This window comes from Microbacterium longlingense (assembly GCF_058349825.2).
In genome coordinates this window covers 142,006-159,527 of record NZ_JBYRJA020000007.1, presented here as the reverse complement: position 1 = coordinate 159,527, position 17,522 = coordinate 142,006, and the positions used below count along the sequence as shown (strand labels likewise).

The window sequence follows — 17,522 nt, the reverse complement described above, 5'->3', positions numbered from 1 at the left end:
TCGCCGATGCCGGGATGGTGCGTGGTGACGTGACCGTCCCCCTCCTCGAACACGCCCAGACCGCACACTCGACGATCGTCCTCGCGGAGTCGTACTCGATTCACGAGGATTTGTATCTCGCCCATCCGGAGCGGTTGGGCGAGAACGCACGATCGCGGCTGGCCCTGGCCAGCACGGTCAGGGCGAAGGACTACCTGCGGGCGATGCGGGTGCGGGCAGTGTTCCGCGAGGAGCTGCGCCGCGAGATGTCCGCGGTGAGCCTGCTCGTGCTCCCCACGGCCGCCGCGCCGCCGCACGCGTTCGGTGAGCGTCCGCCGCACACGCACGGCACCGGGCATGCCGCCAGAGCGGGCAACCGGTTCACCCGGATGGCGAACCTCGTGGGTGCTCCGGCGATCTCTGTGCCGTGTGGTTTCACGTCGGACGGCATGCCGATCGGGCTGCAGATCGTCGGTCGCCCCGGCGACGATGAGACGGTGCTGCGCGCCGCCCACGCCTACCAGCAGCGCACCGACTGGCACCACCGCGTCCCGCCCGCCGCCGCGTAGCGGGGCAGCTCGTCCAGCGGACAGACGGCGAGTCCTCCGGGATCGGGCAGCGCGAAGCCCCGCGCAGAGAGGGTGTGCCTCTCCGCGCGGGGCTTCGCGCAGCCTGCTGCTCGGTGGCTCAGCGCTTCAGGAAGGTGTTCATCACGGGAACCAGATCGTCGGTTCGGAGCTTGTCGACGGGGGCGGCGGCCACCTGGGCCTGGACGGCCTTGAGGTAGGCGAGGTTGTCGGCGGTCCGCTCCTCGAGCGGAAGCTCCTCCGAGAAGTCCTCGACCGTGACCCAGCCGTCGTAGCCCACGATCCGCAGGGCGGCGAAGTAGTCGAAGACGCTGGCCTGACCGTCTCGCAGCGTCGCCCAGTCATGCTCGTAGACCGTGGCGCCCAGAGCGTCCTTCTCGGGGAGGGCCTTCCAGACCGCGTTCTTGACGTGCACGTGCGCCAGATAGTCTCCGAGCATCTGGAACGCGGCCACGTAGTCCTCCTGCCCCTCGATGACCGTGTTGCCGAGGTCGTGAATGACGCCGACGTGCTCCGGATCGAGACCCTCGATCAGCCGCAGGGTGGACGAGGTCGACGCGGTCAGCAGCCGGTGGTGGGTCTCCACGAGCGCCTTGACGCCGTGCCGCTCTGCCAGCTTCGCGATCTCGGCGAAGTTCTTGCGCGTCTCCGTCATCAGCTGCGGATAGGACTCGCCCGTCGCCAGCATCGGAGAGTTGACGCGCATCTTCCGCACGCCCAGCGCGGCGGCGATCCCGAAGAGCCGGTCGATCTTCTGGATGTTCTCAGAGCTGGCGTCGGCGTAGGCCCCGAGTGCGGAGATCTCCAGCCCCGCATCGCGCGTCATCGCGGCGATGCGGTCCACCTGCGACTCGATGCCGGTCGAGGGCAGGTGGGCGAGATTGCCGGCCCAGAAGGTCGGTGTGTCGCCCTGGAGCGGCGGCACGTCGATGATGCCCCACTCGATGCCGTCCCATCCCTGTCCGGCGAGTCGCTGGACTGCTTCCTCTGGCGTCCACGTGGGTAGTGACGCGGTGAAGACCGAAAACCTCATGACTCATTCCCACTTTCGTACCGGCCGGCAGGCCGAGAGCTTCCTGAGCCTTACGCTACGCCGGGAGAGACAGATAAGCAACCGATTGCCATATTCCTGCGGAGCGGCGTTCTGATTTCCCGAGAGCCACAGCGTTTCGCGCATCGGCTCCGCGTTCCGACGCGCGGGGCAGGCGACGCTGTCAATCGCTTGCCATGCCTCGTTTCCAGGGGTTACCCTGGCCCGGACGACGGCAGCCGGCTGGGCCGGCCCCGCGTTCCCGGCCCCTCAGGAAGGATCCCCATGAAGCTCTCCGTGTTCACTGCATCCACACCGACCTGGTCGCCGGAAGAGGCGATCGACAACCTTGCAGAGCAGGGCTGGGACGGTATCGAGTTCGGGATCGTCGATGTCGCGCCAGCCTCGGAGGACGGGCCGGGGTTCTGGACGGGCAATCGCGCCCAGCTGCCCGTGACCGGCATCGAGACCGAGGCGGCCAGGATCGCCGCGATCGTCGCGGCGAAGGGCCTCCGGGTCTCTGCCGCGGCGAGCTACCTCGACGCCGTGAGCGCTGCGGATGCCGACATCGACCGCGTCCTGGCTGGCGCGGCAGCGCTCGGCGCCGGCCGGGTGCGCATCAATGCGCCGGCGTACGTTCCGGGAACCTATGCCGAGGCCTTCGATGCCACGCGCCGGCGGCTGGAGTGGGTCAGCCGGCGGGCGCAGCACTTCGGCGTGATGGCTGTCGTGGAGATGCATCAGGGCAGCATCACGGCGTCCGCCTCTGCGGCACGTCGCCTTGTCGAGGGGCTGGACCCGGCCACGATCGGCGTCATCCACGACATGGGCAACGCCGTGGTGGAGGGTTACGAGGACTTCGGCGCCGCTCTCGAGATCCTGGGCGCGTACCTCGCTCACGCGCACGTGAAGAACGGCCGGTGGTTCGAGGGGGAGCCGGATGAGGACGGTGCTGCTGTCCTGCACTGCGAGTGGGTGCCGCTGTGGAGCGGTCAGGCGCGGCTGCGCTCGTACCTCGAGGCCCTGTACTCCGTCGGGTATGACGGCTGGCTGACGGTCGAGGACTTCTCGACGGAGCAGCCGTTGGAGGAGCGCACCCGCGCCAACCTGGATTTCGTCACGCGGGTCGAAGCGGGCGTGCTCTCCCGCCGCGGCGGGGGCGCGTAGCCGCCCGACCGCTGCGGTTCCGGCAAGGAATCGGGAGGACAAGAAGTTTTTGGCAACCGATTGCATTATCCGCGCGAAGCCCCTATTCTGACAATCACGCAACCAACGGAGGAGCTGCGACCATGACGGGATCACTGTCGATATCCGGATTCGGCGACGAGATCGACCCGGACCCGTGGATCCAGATGGCCGTGCTCAAGGCGCTGGACATCAACCACGTCGAGGTGCGAAGCGCATGGCGCCAGAACGTCGTCGAGTGGTCGGATGAGGCCCTCATGGCGGTCTACCGGATCATCTCCTCGGCGGGGCTGTCCGTCTCGGCCGTCGCCTCGCCGATCGGCAAGGTGCCGGCTCCGGAGGATCCGGAGGAGGAGGCCAGGAGGCTGGCGAGAGTGCTGGGCGTCGCACAGACCCTGGGTGCGCGCTATGTACGCATCTTCTCGTTCTACCGCCCGGACGGCAGCACGGAGACCGTCTACCGTGAGCGCGTGCTCGGTGCCCTCTCCCGTTTCGCGTCGGACGCCGCCGCGCGGGGGATCGTTCTCGTGCACGAGAACGAGAAGGGCATCTACGGCGACGTGCCGGATCGCATTCTCGACCTGGTCGAGTCTGTCGGCTCCGATGCGTTCCGCCTCGCGTGGGACTCGGCGAACTTCGTGCAGGTCGGTGTTCAGCGCCCGCATGACGAGGGATTCGCCGCGCTCGCGCCATATATCGCGTATCTGCAGGTGAAGGACGCACGGCCCGACGGCACCGTCGTCCCGGCCGGTGCCGGTGTCGGCCAGATCGCGGAGACCGTGCAGGCGCTCGTCGACCGCGGATACGCGGGTTTCGCATCTCTCGAGCCGCATCTCGCCGAAGCCCACGAGCTCGGCGGATTCTCCGGACCGCGACCCTTCGGCGACGCCGCCAGAGCTTTCGGCAAGATCCTCAACGAGATCGGAGTTCAGACACGATGAACGCACCTGTACGAGTAGCCCTGGTGGGATGCGGCGTGATCGGCGCGGTGCATGCCACGGTGATCGGAAACCAGGACGACATGGTCATCGTCGGCCTCGTCGACACCGACGCGACCGCCCGGACGCAGCTGGCCCAGCGCATCGCGGATGCCGGCCGGCCTCGCCCGCAGCTGTACGCCTCGGTCTCTGAGGCTCTGGACGCTGCCGGCGAGGAGATCGACCTCGTGGCGGTGTGCACGCCGAGCGGGACGCATGTCGAGGTCGCCTCGACGGCACTCCGCAACGGCAAGCACGTCGTCGTCGAGAAGCCGCTCGATGTAAGCGAGGAGCAGGGCAGCGCCCTGCTCGAGCTCGCCGAGATCGCCCGGAGCAACGGGGTGATGGCATCCGTGATCAGCCAGCACCGGTTCGATCCGGCTTCGGTGGCCATCAAGGACGCGATCGTCCGGGGCAGGCTCGGCCGGCTGACCTCGGCGGTGACGATCTGCGCCTGGTGGCGGAGTCAGGGCTACTACGACTCCGGCGACTGGCGCGGAACCTGGCGTCTCGACGGGGGCGGCGCCCTGATGAACCAGGGCGTGCACAGTCTCGACCTCCTGCTGTGGTTCATGGGGCGCCCGAAGAGCGTCTCCGCGATGACCGCGCTCCTCGCGCACGACGATGTCGAGGTCGAGGACACCGCCGCCGCCATCATCCAGTTCGAGTCCGGCGCGCTCGCCACGCTGCTCGCCACCACGGCGGCCTATCCGAGCGTCAACTCCCGGACGCAGATCCACGGCGATCGTGGGTCGGTGGTCCTCGACGAGGAGTCGATCGAGTACTTCCACGCCGCGGACGCGTGGACAGGCCCGGTGGCGCCGTTCGGGCTTTCCCGGGACGAGGGCGACCTCGCGGCGAGCGAGTTCCCCGACGTCCGCCGCGACATCGAGCCCGGCCTGATCCCCGGCCACACCCGCCAGTACCGCAACATCGTCGACGCCCTGCGCAACGCCACCGACCCCGGCGTCACGGTCGAGGACGCCCTCTGGGCGCTCGCCACCGTCCGGGCGGTCTACATCTCCGCGACGATCGGGGGGCCGGTGGAGGTGAGCCGGGTTCTGAACGGCGACTACAAGGATGTGGAAGCCGTCACCCGCTCTCGCTGATCCCGACCGTCCGCGGACCCGGAGCGCCGCGAATCCCTGATGTCCACCGCTGACCAGCTTCACCACCGGCGTCCCCGCACACCCCGCGTGTGCGGGGATGCGAAACCCGAAGGCCAATGTAGTCCTCACCAAGGGAGAAGAAGGATGTCCAAGATCCGAACCCGCGCTGGAGCAGCCGCTGCGGTTGCGCTCGCGCTCGCGCTGGGCGGCTGCGCCGCCGATGCCGGGGAACCGACCGAGAGCACCCGCCCCGGCGGCACGCTCACGCTGGGCAACTCGGTCGAGACCGCCAATTTCGATCCGGCGCTCGCGCACATCGGCCCTCCGCTGCAGTACCTGCAGCCCGTGTACGACTCCCTGCTGCGGCGTGAACCGGACGGCACGCTCGTGCCGATGCTCGCCACCGAGTGGTCGTACAACGACGACAACACCGTGCTCACCCTCGACCTGCGAGACGATGTCGTCTTCGACGACGGTTCGCCGCTCGACGCGGCAGCGGTCAAGGCCAACATCGATCGTTTCCGCGACAGCAACGGGCCGCAGTCGTCGACGCTTGCGGCCGTCGAATCCGTCGAGGTGGTCGACGACGACACCGTGGAGCTTCGCCTCTCCGCGCCGAACCCCTCGCTGCTGCAGTATCTCGGCAACGCGGCAGGGTTCATCGGCAACCCGGCGACCTTCGACGCGGGCTTCGCGAGCGCACCGGACGGCACCGGTCCCTACACGCTCGACGTCGCCAGCACGATCCCCGGATCGCAGTACACCTTCGTCGCGCGCGAGGGATATCGCGACCCGAGCCTGCAGGTGTACGACCGGATCATCATCAAGCCGCTGCTCGACGCGACCGCCCAGGTCAACGCGCTCGTCTCCGGGCAGGTGAACGGTGTCCTGCTCACCGCCAAGAACGCCAACCAGGCGCGCGACGCCGGCATGACCGAGTATCAGTACCCGGTCAACTGGAGCGGGATCAACCTCTTCGACCGGAACGGCACGATGGCCGCGGCCCTGGGTGACGTCCGCGTCCGTCAGGCGCTGAACTACGCGATCAACAAGGACGCCATGCTGCAGACCGTGCAGCTCGGTGCCGGCGAGGTCACCAGCCAGGTCTTCGGCACGCAGACCTCCGCGTATGTCGCGGAGCTCGACGACGCCTATCCCTTCGACCCGGATCGGGCCATCGCCCTGCTGAAGGAGGCCGGTTACGGCGACGGATTCACCCTCCAGGTCCCGGCCCTGGACAGCATGGACCCGGCGATGCTCGCCGCGATCGAGCAGGATCTCAAGAACGTGGGCATCACCGTCGACTGGGTCGGCGCTCCGTTCAGCAGCTACGTCGCAGACATGACGAGCGGGAAGTTCCCCCTCGCCTGGTACAACCTCTTCCAGGGCGACACGTGGACGGCGGTGGGACAGCTCATCGCACCGGAGGCCACCTATAACCCGTTCCGGGTGACGGACCCGGAGGTCGACGCGCTCCTGGAGAAGATCCAGCACGCGGAGGACGACGGCGCCGAAGCCGCGCAGAGCCTCAACCGGTATCTGGTCGACCAGGCGTGGTTCCTGCCGTTCTACCGTCCGTTCAACCTGTACTTCACCGATCCCGAGACGACGGTCGAGCCGCAGGTCGCCCAGGGCGTTCCCTCGATCTACTCCTACGCGCCGAAGACCTCGGGCTGAGCGGCCCGGCTCGACGGCAGGAACCGGAGCGACTGATGCGCATCATCCAAAGAACAGCGGGGTTCTCATGCTGACGTTAGTCCTGAGACGCCTGGGGTCGGGCGTGCTCGTCCTGATCACGGTCTCGGCAGCGACGTTCTTCCTGCTCTACTTCTCTGCCAGCAGCGTCGCCAGGAACATTCTGGGCGAGGACGCGACGGCCGAGCAGGTCGCGGCGAAGGAAGCGGAGCTGGGGCTGGACGAGCCGTTGGTCCAGCGCTACATCGGCTGGGCTCTCGGCGCGCTCCGCGGCGACATGGGCACCTCCTGGTTCACGCATCAGCCGGTCACGACGGTCATCCAGACGAGGATGCCGACGACGCTCTCGCTCGTGCTGATCACCATCGTCCTCGCGGCGGTGCTGGCGACGCTCCTGGGCGTGATCGCGGCGATCCGGCGGGGCTGGCTGGACCGTGCCATGCAGACGCTGTCCATCGCGGGCGAGGCGATCCCGGAGTTCCTGGTCGCCGTGGTCCTCGTGACCACGCTCGCGGTGCAGCTGTCGATCTTCCCCGCGACGGGCTATGTTCCGATCGGTCAGAGCGTCGGCGGGTGGATGGTGTCGTTGATCCTGCCCGTCGCCGCCCTGACCTTCGGCACCCTGGCCTCCACCGCACAGCAGGTGCGCTCCGCGGTGATCGGTCAGCTGGGGATGGACTACGTCCGGACCCTGCGGAGCAGAGGGCTCCCCGGCCGGGAGATCCTGTTCCGTCACGTGCTCCGCGCCGCGGCGCCGGCCGGGCTGACGGTCCTCTCGCTGCGATTCATCGGCATGCTCGGCGGCGCGGTGATCATCGAGCGGATCTTCTCCCTGCCCGGCATCGGATCCCTGGCGGTGTCGTCGACGACGCTCGGAGACATGCCGGTGCTGATGGCGGTGATCGTGTACGTCGTCGTCGTCGTCGTGGTGGTCAACCTGCTCGTCGACCTCACGGTCGGATGGGCCAACCCGAAGGCGCGGAGATCATGAGAAGCATCATCCACGAGGTAGTGGTGTCCGCATCAGCGCGGAACCGGACGGAGGCTGACCGATGACCGAGGGCGTAGGACGGACGTCACTGATCGTGGTGAAACCGAGACAGATCCGCACCTCCGGGGTCGTCCGCAGGCTGCTGCGGAACCCCTTCGGCGCAGCAGCGATCGCGGTTCTCACGGTGGTGATCGCCGCCGGGGTGTTCGGGAGCATGGTCGCCCCCTATGACCCGAACCTCTCCGACCTGGCCAATGCCTTCGCGGCGCCCGACCCCGCGCACTGGCTGGGCACCGACAGCGCGGGGCGCGACATCCTGAGCAGACTGCTCGTGGGCACCCGGACCACGCTGCTGGCAGCGTTGCTCGCGGCGACGGTCGCCATCGTGGTCGGGCTGCCGGCCGGCCTCATCGCCGGCTACTACGGCGGGCCTTTCGACTCCACGGCCGGCTGGCTGACCAACGTCATCATCGCGCTCCCCAGCATCATCGTGCTCCTCGCCGTGCGCGCCGCGCTCGGACCGTCGGTGTGGATCTCGATGACCGTGTTCGGGCTGATGCTCGCGCCGGGCTTCTTCCGGCTCACGAGGTCGGCCGTGCTGACGGTGCGAAACGAACTGTACGTCGACGCCGCCCGTGTCTCCGGCGTCGGAGACCTGAGCATCATCGCCCGGCACATCCTCTTCGTGGTGCGGGCCCCGGTGATCATCCAGGCGGCGATCGTCTCCGGCCTGGCCATCTCGATCCAGGCCGGTCTGGACTTCCTGGGGCTGGGCGACCCGGTCACCCCGACCTGGGGACGGATGCTCAGCGAAGGCTTCTTGAACATCTACGCCGCCCCGCTGCTGGTGCTCTGGCCGGGTGCGGCGATCGCGCTGACGGTCGGCTCCCTGGTCGTGCTCGGCAACGCCCTGCGCGACGCGCTCGAGGACCGGCCCAGCTTCCGGCTCGGCCGCCGCGAGCGCGCCGCCCTGGCACAGGAGCACGTGGTGCCCCGGCTCGACGAGGGCGGCGCGGATCGCCTGCTCAGGGTGTCGGGGCTGGAGGTCGGGTATCCCGACGAATCCGGCGGGATCAAGCCCGTGGTGCGTGGCGTGTCGTTCGACGTCGGCCGGGGCGAGGTGCTCGGTGTGATCGGAGAATCGGGCTCGGGAAAGACGCAGACCGCGTTCGCGATCCTGGGGCTGCTGCCCGCCGAGGCGCTCGTCACCCAGGGGGCCGTGACGTTCGAGGGCACGACGCTCGTGCCGGACGCGGCGCCCGCCGGCCGGAGGGCGATCGACGCCGTCCGGGGTTCGCGCATCGCGTACATCCCGCAGGAGCCGATGAGCAACCTCGACCCGAACTTCACGATCGGGTATCAGCTCGTGCGGCCGATGCAGAGGGTCGCCGGGCTGTCGAAGGCGGAGGCCAGGGCACGTGCCCTGGAGCTGCTCACGACCGTCGGCATCGCCAACCCGGAGCGTACCTTCGAGGCATACCCGCATGAGATCTCGGGCGGTATGGCACAGCGTGTGCTCATCGCCGGTGCGGTCAGCTGCGACCCCGACCTGATCATCGCCGATGAGCCGACGACGGCGCTGGACGTGACGGTGCAGGCCGAGGTGCTCGACCTGCTCCGCGACCTCATCGCGCGGCTCGGCATCGGCGTCGTGGTCGTCACGCACAACTTCGGTGTCGTGTCGGACCTCTGCGACCATGTGGCCGTCATGCAGGACGGACGCGTCGTGGAGAAGGGAAGCGTGCGCGAGGTCCTGCGGGACCCGCAGGAGCCGTACACCCGTTCGCTCCTGAACTCCATGCTCCAGGGAAAGCCGCGGCTCACCCCGCTGCGCATCGACCACGCTTCAGGAGAAGGCACCTCCGATGATCACTGACACCGAGACGACGCGCGACGAGCGCGACCTCCTCACCACCCAGGACCTCGTGGTGGAGTATCCGGGCCGATCGCGGCGTGCCGCCGGCTTCCGGGCCCTCAACGGGGTGTCGATATCGATCGCCGCCGGGGAGACGCTCGGTCTCGTCGGCGAGTCCGGGTCGGGCAAGACGACGCTGGGCAGGGCGCTGCTCGGCCTGGCGCCGGTGACCGGCGGGACGGTCATGTTCGACGGCGCGGACATCAGCCAGGCCGACCGGCGCACCAGACGCCGGCTGAGCACGGACCTGCAGGTGGTCTTCCAAGACCCCTACACGTCGCTGAACCCGTCGCTCCGGGTCGGGGACATCCTGTCGGAGCCGCTCAAGGTGCAGGGAGTCGATGCGGGTGCAGCACGCTCCCGGGTGGAGTCCGCTCTCGCTCAGGTCGGCCTGCCGGCCGATGCCTCGACGCGATTGCCGCGGGAGTTCAGCGGTGGCCAGCGACAGCGTGTCGCGATCGCCCGCGCGCTGACGCTGTCTCCGAAGCTCATCGTGTGCGACGAGCCGGTGAGCGCGCTCGACCTCACCACGCAGGCCAGGGTGCTCGACCTCCTGCTCCAGATCCAGCAGGACACGGGCGTGGCGTATCTGTTCATCTCGCACGACCTGGACGTCGTCCGTCACATCAGTCATCGGGTCGCCGTGATGTATCGGGGCTCCATCGTCGAGCAGGGCGACGCCGAGCAGGTCACCGACCACCCGCAGCACCCCTACACGCAGTCGCTGCTGCTCGCCTCTCCGGTGCCGGACCCCGATCTTCAGGCAGAACGCCGCGCCGCGCGCCGCGCACTGAAGGCGGAATCGCGGGACTGGGCCGCCTGACCTGCGGGCCGGGGCGGCCGCGACCCGACGGCTAGAATCACCTCACCGAAGGATGAATGGAGTGCTCGTGGACGGCGAGGAGCAGGGGGACGCCCCCGGCGAGGGGACGAGGCCGACGCGGGGACGATCCGCTGCGACGATTTACGACATCGCCAAACTGGCGGGGGTGAACCCCTCGACGGTCTCGCGGGCGTTGAACAAGCCGGGGCGGATCAACGAGAAGACCGAGGCGAAGATCCAGGAGGCCGCCCGGCAGCTGAACTACCGCATCAATCCGATGGCGCGCGCGCTGCCGACGGGGCGGACGAACATGCTCGGCCTTCTCGTCGCCGACATCACGAACCCGATGTTCTTCTCGGTCGCCCGAGGAGCGGAGTCCGCGGCCGCCGAGCGGGGATACGTGCTGATCCTCGCCGAGTCGCAGGAGTCCGGCGAGCGGGAGGCCGAGGCCGCCGACCGCATCGGCCCCTCGGTCGACGGACTGATCCTGTCTTCGACCCGTCTCGACGACGCGGCGATCCGGAACCTGGCCGATCGTGCACCGCTCGTCCTGGTGAATCGCGAGGTCGAGGGAGTGCCGGGGATCGTTCCCGAGATGGCGCTCGGAATCAGCGAGGCCCTCGAGCACCTCAGCGGGCTCGGGCATCGGTCGGTCGGATTCATCTCCGGACCGCAGACCTCGTGGATGAATGCGACGCGGTGGCGGCTGGTGTTCGAGCAGGCGGTCGCGCTCGGCATGCGGGTCGTGGAGATCCCGTCCGAGTCGCCGACGCTCTCGGGCGGCGAGGAGGCCTTGCCGCGCGTCCGCGCCGCCGGTGTCACGGCCGTCCTGGCGTACAACGATCTCATCGCCGTCGGTCTGATGCGCGCGGCCCAAGCGGCCGGCATCGTGGTTCCCGACGAGCTGAGCGTGGTCGGCTTCGACGACATCTTCGGCTCCGACTTCACGTCACCGCCGTTGACGACCATCCGCACCTCCCTGCTCGAGGTGGGGCGCCGCGCGGTGCTCCGGCTCCTGGATTCCATCGCCCCGCACGATGGTGCAGCGCCGGCAGCGGACACGGCGACCTCTGGCCAGATCCCCACCGAACTGGTGGTGCGGGGGTCGACAGGGCCCGCGAAGGACTGAGCGGATTGGCAACCGGTTGACACTACACCGGTGAAGCAGTTGAATGGAGGCGTGAGCCCTACTGAACGATCTCTGCGCCGCGACCGCGTCACCGCCCCTCCCCGGGGAACTTCCCTGAAACACTGCCGCCAGGCGGGGCCTCTGAGGGTACTTTCGCGTGATGCCTGGCCGTCAGGCCGGTGGGTGCACATCGCCCGCCCTGCGCAGGGAAGGGCTTGTTCTTGATGAATGCGGTCGCTCTATCTGGCAAGCGATTGCGCATGAATTCTGCTGGACTCACGCGCCGCCCGGCACGGGTGCTGCACATCGGCCTCGGAGCCTTCCACCGTGCGCACCAGGCCTGGTACACGGCGGCGGACCCCGACTGGGGGATCGCGGCCTTCTCGGTGCGTTCGCGCGGACTGGTGGCATCGTTGCAGCGCCAGGACGGTCTCTACACGCTCGTCGAGCGGGACGACGACGGAGATCGCGCCCAGGTCGTTCCCGCGATCGGCGAGGCGCTCGACGGTGACGACGTGGCTGCCCTGGCGCGTCTCGCGACCTCTCCCGATGTCGCGGTCATCACCCTGACGATCACCGAGAGCGGGTACCGGCTCACGCAGAGCGGGCAGCTCGACCCGCACGATGACGAGCTGCGCGACGACCTGGCGGCCCTCGCGGCATCGGCCGGAAGACCGTTCGACGCATCCCCGGCACCGCGGACCGTTCTGGGGCGTCTGCTCCTGGCCCTGGAACTGCGCCGCCGCGCCGACGCCGGCCCGATCACGGTCGTGCCCTGCGACAATCTGCCCGCCAACGGCACGGTTCTGGCCCGCGGGCTCAGCGAGGCCGCGCAGGTCGCCTTCCCGGGGCTTGCGGAGTGGATCGGCTCCAGCGTCTCCTTCGTCTCGACATCGGTCGATCGGATCACCCCGCGCACCACCCCGGCGCTCGCGGCGGAGGCAGAGCGTCTCACCGGCTACCGCGACGAAGCGCCGGTCGCGACGGAGCCGTTCTCCAGCTGGGTGCTCGCTGGCGAGTTCCCCGGTGGCCGCCCGCAGTGGGAGCAGCGTGGCGCCGAGTTCGTGGCCGACGTCGTCCCGTATGAGAGGCGCAAGCTCTGGATGCTGAACGGGGCGCACACGCTGCTCGCGTGCACCGGCCTCCTGCGCGGAGCCTCGACCGTCGCCGAGGCGATGCGTGATGAAACCTGCCGTGGATGGGTCGAGCAGTTCTGGGACGCGGCCGTCGCCAGCCAGAGCGCGGAGGGGCTCAACCTCCCGGAGTACCGGGAGCAGCTCACGCGGCGCTTCCTGAACGCCCGCATCGAGCACCGGCTCTCGCAGATCGACACCGACGTCACCGCCAAGCTGCGTGCCCGGATCGTTCCGGTGCTCCTGTCCAGCCGGGGCAACAGGGATCACCTCGAGGGAGCGGCACGCCCGATCGCCGCCTGGGTGGCGAATCTGCGCGAAGGCATCGGATCCGCTCAGGCCCCGGCCGTGACGGGGGGCGACGCCCGGGGGGCGCTGAGGATGCTCGACGAGCGGGTCGCCGACGATGCGGTGCTCGCGGCGCTGATCACCGAGATGTCCGAGGAGCTCCGCGCCCCGGCGCGGACGCCCCGGTAGCAGCCCGGGTCCGTGCCCCCGGGCACGGACCCGCACAACAGACAGACAACAGACGAACGCGATTGGCGGGAGCACTATGAACGCACGGAAGAAACCCAACTTCATCCTCTTCATGCCGGACGAGCTGCGTGCCGACGCCGTTGGCGCCTTCGGTAACGAGCTGGCGAGCACGCCGCGGATCGATCGTTTCGCTGCCGAGGCGACCATGTTCACGGATGCGTTCGCGCAGCACTCGGTCTGCACCCCCAGCCGCGTGTCGATGTTCAGCGGGCTGTATCCGCACACGCTGGGCAACAGGACCCTCAATCGCATGCTCGAACCGGGCTGGCCGAACCTGTTCAAGTCCCTCAAGGACGCGGGCTATCACGTGACGTGGCTGGCTCCGCGCGGGCACCTCTTCCAGGACGGAGCCACCGAGCTGTCCGTAGACGAGTACGGCACGATCATCGAGCCGTTGTCCGGCGCCCGCGGAATCTGGAAGTCCGAGGTCAGCGACGCCGAACCGGAGCGGACCTTCGACCGGCTGTTCTATCGGGGCGAGCGGCCGGCAGAGGAGGCCCTGGACTACGACGAGGCCGCCATCCAGTCGGCCGAGATGTGGCTCGAGGCGCCGCCGGAGGAGCCCTGGGTGCTGTTCCTGCCGCTGATCTTCCCGCATTGCCCGTTCACCGTCGAAGAGCCTTGGTTCTCGATGCACGACAGGTCCCGGATGCCGCTCCCGCGGGCGCACAAGACCGGGCACGAACCGCAGTTCATGCCCGGTATGCGCGAGATGTACGGCATCGAGGACGTGAGCGACGACATGTGGCGCGAGATCGTCGCCACTCAGTACGGCATGATCTCCCGGGTCGACAGCCAGTTCGGCCGCGTTCTGGACGCGCTCGATGCGAGCGGCCAGTCCGACGACACGGTGGTCTGCTTCTTCACCGACCACGGCGAGTACCTGGGCGACTACGGTCTGATCGAGAAATGGCCGTCCGGCCTCGATGACGTCCTGCTGCGCAACCCCCTCATCATCGGGGGTGGGGGCCTGCCCCAGGGTCAGGTGGTGGACTCCCTCGTGGAGATGGTCGACATCCTCCCGACCATCCTCGGTCTCGCGGGCGAGGAGGTGGACTTCCCGCAGTTCGGCCGCAGCCTGCTGCCCCTGATCGAGGGTGAGAGCACGACGCACCGGGCCTACGCCTTCTCGGAGGGCGGGTTCCGCCGCGATGAGATGTCGCGCGCCGGCGGCTCATTGACCTTCCCGTACGAGCTCAAGACGAGACTGCAGCAGGAACGACCGGAAACGGTGGGCCGAGCGGTGTCTGTGCGCTCTGCGGACTGGACCTACATCTACCGGTTCGAGGAGCCGGACGAGCTCTACAACCGCCGGGAGGACCCGCAGGAGCTGCACAACCTCGCCGGGAGCCCCGAGACGGACAGCATCCGCGCCGAACTGCGCGAGGCCCTGCTGCGCTGGTTCGTCGAGACCTCCGACGTCATTCCGCCGACCGATCAGAAGGACCATCCGCAGATCGACCTCATCTCCCCGGCGGCGCAGCACGAAGCGCGGAAGGCGCGGCGGGCGCCGCGTCAGAACGAGAGCACCCGGTGATCCGATCGCTCGTCGTCGGGTGCGGCGACATCGCCGGCGTCCACATCGCCGCGATCCAGGAGCACCCCGATGCTCGGCTGGTGGGCGTGTGCGATGTGGATCCCGGGCGCCTGTCCGCGGCGTCGGAGCAGGCACAGGCCCCGGGCTTCGCCGACCTGGCGGCGGCCCTGCGTGCGCTGGCGCCCGACGTCGTGCACCTGGCGACCCCGCATGACACCCATCACGCTCTCGCGCGGGAGGTGCTGCGCTCCGGCTCCGCGCTGATCCTCGAGAAGCCGCTGGCGCGGACCGTGGCGGAGGGGCGATCCCTGCTGCGGGAGGTCGAGGAGAGCGGCGCCCGGTTCGGACTGTGCTTCCAGAACCGCTACAACGCCTCAGCCCAGGCGTGCAAGGAGATGCTGCGCTCCGGCGAGCTGGGAGCGGTGCTCGGCGCGTCGGCGACCGTGTGCTGGCACCGTTCCCCGGCCTATTACCGCGACCGGCCGTGGCGAGGGACCTGGGCCGGATCCGGTGGGGGCCTGATGATGAATCAGGCCATCCACACCCTCGACCTCGTCGAGTGGCTCGTCGGCGAGGTCGAGTCCGTGGAGGGGGCGGCGAGCCGTCGTTCCCTGGCGCCCTGGATCGAGGTGGAGGACACGGCCGATTTCGTGCTCCGGCACCGGGGTGGGGCGGCGTCGGTGTTCTATGCCACGCTGTGCGGTCCGGACAACCTGCCGGTCACCGTCGACATCGTCACCGAGAAGGCGACGCTGTCGATGCGCGACGGTCTGGAGGTCCGATACAGCGACGGGCGGAAGGTCGTCGTCGTGGATGACGAGACGGCGACCGGAGAGCGCGCCTACTGGGGCACCTCCCACCGCAAGCTGATCCACGACTTCTATGCGCGGCTGACGGACACCGAGCCCTTCTGGCTGGGTGCGGAGGCCGGGCTGAAGGCGCTGACGCACATCAGGTCGCTCTACGAGCAGTCCGGCCTCATCACCGGCGCCGACCCCGTCGTGGCGTGACCGGCTCGCCCGGGGGAGAGGCGGCCGGACGACTCGGACGCGAGCAGCGGAGATGAGAGACCAAGAACCTCCCGGCGGATCGATCCGCCGGGAGGTTCTGTCGCGGTGTCAGGCGACCGGGCCTTGTGCTGTCTCGGGGTTCGGACAGAACTCCCGGGAGATCCGCTCGACGATCGTGTCCAGGTCGTCGGATGCGTCGACGTGAAGAGCTGCCTCGTCCGGGCCGGGGGACTCATAGGCCTGCAGCTGCGATGCGATCAGGGAAGACGGGAAGAAGTGGTCATCGCGATGCTCGACCCTGCGGGCGAGAAGCTCCGGCGGAGCCTCGAGCGCGACGATGCGCACGTCGGGGGCCGCCCGGCGCAGGACGTCGCGGTATGCCCGCTTGAGCGCGGAGCAGGCCACGATGATCCTGTTGTTCGTGGCGAGCGTGCCCCCCACGGCCGAGAGCCAGGGCCAGCGGTCGTCGTCGTCGAGCGGGACGCCGTCGGACATCTTGCGGCGATTGGCCGGCGGGTGCAGGTCGTCGGCGTCCACGAAGGTCGCATCGACCGCTGTCGCCAGTCGCGTCGCGACAGCGGTCTTGCCGGCGCCGCTCGGCCCCATCACGACGACGCGAAGGTCACCAGTCATGAACGGTGCCGTCGGCCAGCCGGTTGTAGGGGAGATATGCCGTCTGGTACGGGTAGCGTCCGGCCTCGTCGACGTCGAGCTCGACGCCGAGGCCCGGCGCGTCGCCCGGGTGCAGGTAGCCGTTCGCCCACGTGAACGACTGCTGGAAGACGCTGTCCGTCTTGCTGCCGTGTTTCATGTACTCCTGGATGCCGAAGTTATGGATGGCGAGCCCGAGGTGCATGGCCGCTGCCATCCCGACGGGGGAGATGTCGGTGGGCCCGTGCATGCCGGACTTGATCTGGTACTGGGCAGCGTAGTCGAGCACCTTCTTCAGATGGGTGATCCCGCCGGTGTGGGTCACCGCGCTGCGGACGTAGTCGATCAGCTGCTCTCGGATGATCTGCTGGTAGTCCCAGACCGTGTTGAAGATCTCCCCGATGGCCAGCGGTGTGGTCGTGTGCATCCGCACCAGGCGAAGGGCCTCCTGGTTCTCGGCGGGCGTGACATCCTCCAGCCAGAACAGGTCGTAGGGCTCCAGGGATTTGCCGAGGCTGGCCGCCTGGATCGGCGTCAGCCGATGGTGGCTGTCGTGGAGGAGCGGCAGCTCGGGCCCGAACTCGTTGCGGACGGCCTCGAAGACCGTGGGCACGTGGCGGAGGTAGCTGCGGGTGTCCCAGTCCTCCTCGTTGGGGAGCGCACCCCGCTGCGCCGGCTCGTGGTCGTAGCGCACCCCGCTGTTCGCCGCGAAGGTCGCGTTCGACGCGATCCCGTAGATCGACTCCAGTCCGGGAACGCCGGTCTGGATGCGGATGGCCCGGTAGCCCTGCTCCTGGTGCGACCGCACCGAGTCGAACAGCTCCGCCGTGCTCTTCCCGGAGGCGTGGCCGTAGGCCAGGAGGCCGGTGCGCGACGCTCCCCCGAGCAGCTGGTAGACCGGCATGCCGGCGACCTTGCCCTTGATGTCCCAGAGAGCCATGTCCACGGCGGCGATCGCCGCCATGGTCACGGGTCCGCGGCGCCAGTAGGCGCTCCGGTACAGGAACTGCCAGGTGTCCTCGATGCGCTGCGGATCGCGACCGATGAGGAGGGGGACCACATGGTCGGCGAGGTACGCCACGACGGCGAGCTCCCGGCCGTTCAGCGTCGCGTCACCGATTCCGACGACGCCGTCGGACGTGGTGAGCCTGAGGGTGACGAAGTTGCGGTCGGGGCTCGTCACGATGACTTCGGCCCTGTCGATCTTCATGGGGTCGTCCTTTCCGAATGCTGC

Annotated in this window: 15 protein-coding genes; 12 read left to right on the top strand and 3 right to left on the bottom strand. The window is 68.9% G+C overall.

The features are described from left to right. Nucleotides 1-548: amidase family protein (locus AC3RXY_RS11810; RefSeq protein WP_491511126.1), on the top strand; the 548-nt coding region annotated here is incomplete at its 5' end. 118 nt (nucleotides 549-666) lie between these two features. Here AC3RXY_RS11810 and AC3RXY_RS11805 read toward each other — a convergent pair. Then, nucleotides 667-1,599, bottom strand: coding sequence for a sugar phosphate isomerase/epimerase family protein (locus tag AC3RXY_RS11805; protein WP_491511125.1), 933 nt, complete (start codon nucleotides 1,597-1,599; stop codon nucleotides 667-669). 282 nt (nucleotides 1,600-1,881) lie between these two features. Between AC3RXY_RS11805 and AC3RXY_RS11800 the strand changes: the two genes are divergently transcribed. From AC3RXY_RS11800 to AC3RXY_RS11750, 11 genes are all read left to right on the top strand, one after another. Further along, nucleotides 1,882-2,763, top strand: a complete 882-nt coding sequence (locus AC3RXY_RS11800) for a sugar phosphate isomerase/epimerase family protein (RefSeq protein WP_491511124.1) — start codon at nucleotides 1,882-1,884, stop codon at nucleotides 2,761-2,763. Nucleotides 2,764-2,885: 122 nt separating this feature from the next. Then, complete coding sequence (locus AC3RXY_RS11795) at nucleotides 2,886-3,722, top strand: sugar phosphate isomerase/epimerase family protein (RefSeq protein ID WP_491511123.1); 837 nt, start codon at nucleotides 2,886-2,888, stop codon at nucleotides 3,720-3,722. Continuing rightward, a complete protein-coding gene (locus AC3RXY_RS11790) occupies nucleotides 3,719-4,867 on the top strand; it encodes a Gfo/Idh/MocA family protein (protein ID WP_491511122.1) in 1,149 nt (382 codons plus the stop codon). Before AC3RXY_RS11795 ends, AC3RXY_RS11790 begins: the two co-directional genes overlap by 4 nt. A 144-nt stretch (nucleotides 4,868-5,011) precedes the next feature. Next, complete coding sequence (locus AC3RXY_RS11785; protein WP_491511121.1) at nucleotides 5,012-6,544, top strand: ABC transporter substrate-binding protein; 1,533 nt, start codon at nucleotides 5,012-5,014, stop codon at nucleotides 6,542-6,544. Between the two features lie 67 nt (nucleotides 6,545-6,611). Then, nucleotides 6,612-7,553, top strand: a complete 942-nt coding sequence (locus AC3RXY_RS11780) for an ABC transporter permease (RefSeq protein ID WP_491511120.1) — start codon at nucleotides 6,612-6,614, stop codon at nucleotides 7,551-7,553. A 61-nt stretch (nucleotides 7,554-7,614) separates the two neighbouring features. Continuing rightward, complete coding sequence (locus tag AC3RXY_RS11775; protein WP_491511119.1) at nucleotides 7,615-9,429, top strand: dipeptide/oligopeptide/nickel ABC transporter permease/ATP-binding protein; 1,815 nt, start codon at nucleotides 7,615-7,617, stop codon at nucleotides 9,427-9,429. Beyond that, complete coding sequence (locus tag AC3RXY_RS11770) at nucleotides 9,419-10,291, top strand: ATP-binding cassette domain-containing protein (protein WP_491511118.1); 873 nt, start codon at nucleotides 9,419-9,421, stop codon at nucleotides 10,289-10,291. The genes AC3RXY_RS11775 and AC3RXY_RS11770 overlap by 11 nt, the downstream gene beginning before the upstream one ends. 52 nt (nucleotides 10,292-10,343) lie before the next feature. Continuing rightward, nucleotides 10,344-11,420, top strand: coding sequence for a LacI family DNA-binding transcriptional regulator (locus AC3RXY_RS11765; RefSeq protein WP_491511117.1), 1,077 nt, complete (start codon nucleotides 10,344-10,346; stop codon nucleotides 11,418-11,420). 260 nt (nucleotides 11,421-11,680) lie between these two features. Continuing rightward, on the top strand, nucleotides 11,681-13,030 hold the full coding sequence (locus AC3RXY_RS11760; protein ID WP_491511116.1) for a mannitol dehydrogenase family protein: 1,350 nt from the start codon (nucleotides 11,681-11,683) through the stop codon (nucleotides 13,028-13,030). A 76-nt stretch (nucleotides 13,031-13,106) separates the two neighbouring features. After that, entirely contained in the window at nucleotides 13,107-14,627 is a 1,521-nt protein-coding gene (locus AC3RXY_RS11755; protein ID WP_491511115.1) for a sulfatase family protein, read from the top strand. Further along, entirely contained in the window at nucleotides 14,624-15,637 is a 1,014-nt protein-coding gene (locus AC3RXY_RS11750) for a Gfo/Idh/MocA family protein (RefSeq protein WP_491511114.1), read from the top strand. Before AC3RXY_RS11755 ends, AC3RXY_RS11750 begins: the two co-directional genes overlap by 4 nt. Before the next feature lie 108 nt (nucleotides 15,638-15,745). On the opposite strand, the gene AC3RXY_RS11745 is transcribed toward AC3RXY_RS11750, so the two are convergent. Continuing rightward, nucleotides 15,746-16,270: a gluconokinase gene (locus AC3RXY_RS11745; protein ID WP_491511113.1), complete on the bottom strand. Its 525-nt coding sequence runs from the start codon at nucleotides 16,268-16,270 to the stop codon at nucleotides 15,746-15,748. Then, nucleotides 16,260-17,498, bottom strand: coding sequence for a D-mannonate dehydratase ManD (gene manD / locus AC3RXY_RS11740; RefSeq protein ID WP_491511112.1), 1,239 nt, complete (start codon nucleotides 17,496-17,498; stop codon nucleotides 16,260-16,262). The genes AC3RXY_RS11745 and manD overlap by 11 nt, the downstream gene beginning before the upstream one ends. Nucleotides 17,499-17,522: the final 24 nt, after the last annotated feature.

Excerpts from the sequence above, each read along its gene's own strand:
- AC3RXY_RS11745 (WP_491511113.1), bottom strand. The coding sequence starts at position 16,270 with ATGACTGGTGACCTTCGCGTCGTCGTGATGGGGCCGAGCGGCGCCGGC.
- AC3RXY_RS11795 (WP_491511123.1), top strand. The coding sequence starts at position 2,886 with ATGACGGGATCACTGTCGATATCCGGATTCGGCGACGAGATCGACCCG.
- AC3RXY_RS11775 (WP_491511119.1), top strand. The coding sequence starts at position 7,615 with ATGACCGAGGGCGTAGGACGGACGTCACTGATCGTGGTGAAACCGAGA.
- AC3RXY_RS11790 (WP_491511122.1), top strand. The coding sequence starts at position 3,719 with ATGAACGCACCTGTACGAGTAGCCCTGGTGGGATGCGGCGTGATCGGC.
- manD (WP_491511112.1), bottom strand. The coding sequence starts at position 17,498 with ATGAAGATCGACAGGGCCGAAGTCATCGTGACGAGCCCCGACCGCAAC.
- AC3RXY_RS11785 (WP_491511121.1), top strand. The coding sequence starts at position 5,012 with ATGTCCAAGATCCGAACCCGCGCTGGAGCAGCCGCTGCGGTTGCGCTC.
- AC3RXY_RS11780 (WP_491511120.1), top strand. The coding sequence starts at position 6,612 with ATGCTGACGTTAGTCCTGAGACGCCTGGGGTCGGGCGTGCTCGTCCTG.
- AC3RXY_RS11805 (WP_491511125.1), bottom strand. The coding sequence starts at position 1,599 with ATGAGGTTTTCGGTCTTCACCGCGTCACTACCCACGTGGACGCCAGAG.
- AC3RXY_RS11765 (WP_491511117.1), top strand. The coding sequence starts at position 10,344 with ATGAATGGAGTGCTCGTGGACGGCGAGGAGCAGGGGGACGCCCCCGGC.
- AC3RXY_RS11770 (WP_491511118.1), top strand. The coding sequence starts at position 9,419 with ATGATCACTGACACCGAGACGACGCGCGACGAGCGCGACCTCCTCACC.
- AC3RXY_RS11800 (WP_491511124.1), top strand. The coding sequence starts at position 1,882 with ATGAAGCTCTCCGTGTTCACTGCATCCACACCGACCTGGTCGCCGGAA.
- AC3RXY_RS11760 (WP_491511116.1), top strand. The coding sequence starts at position 11,681 with ATGAATTCTGCTGGACTCACGCGCCGCCCGGCACGGGTGCTGCACATC.
- AC3RXY_RS11755 (WP_491511115.1), top strand. The coding sequence starts at position 13,107 with ATGAACGCACGGAAGAAACCCAACTTCATCCTCTTCATGCCGGACGAG.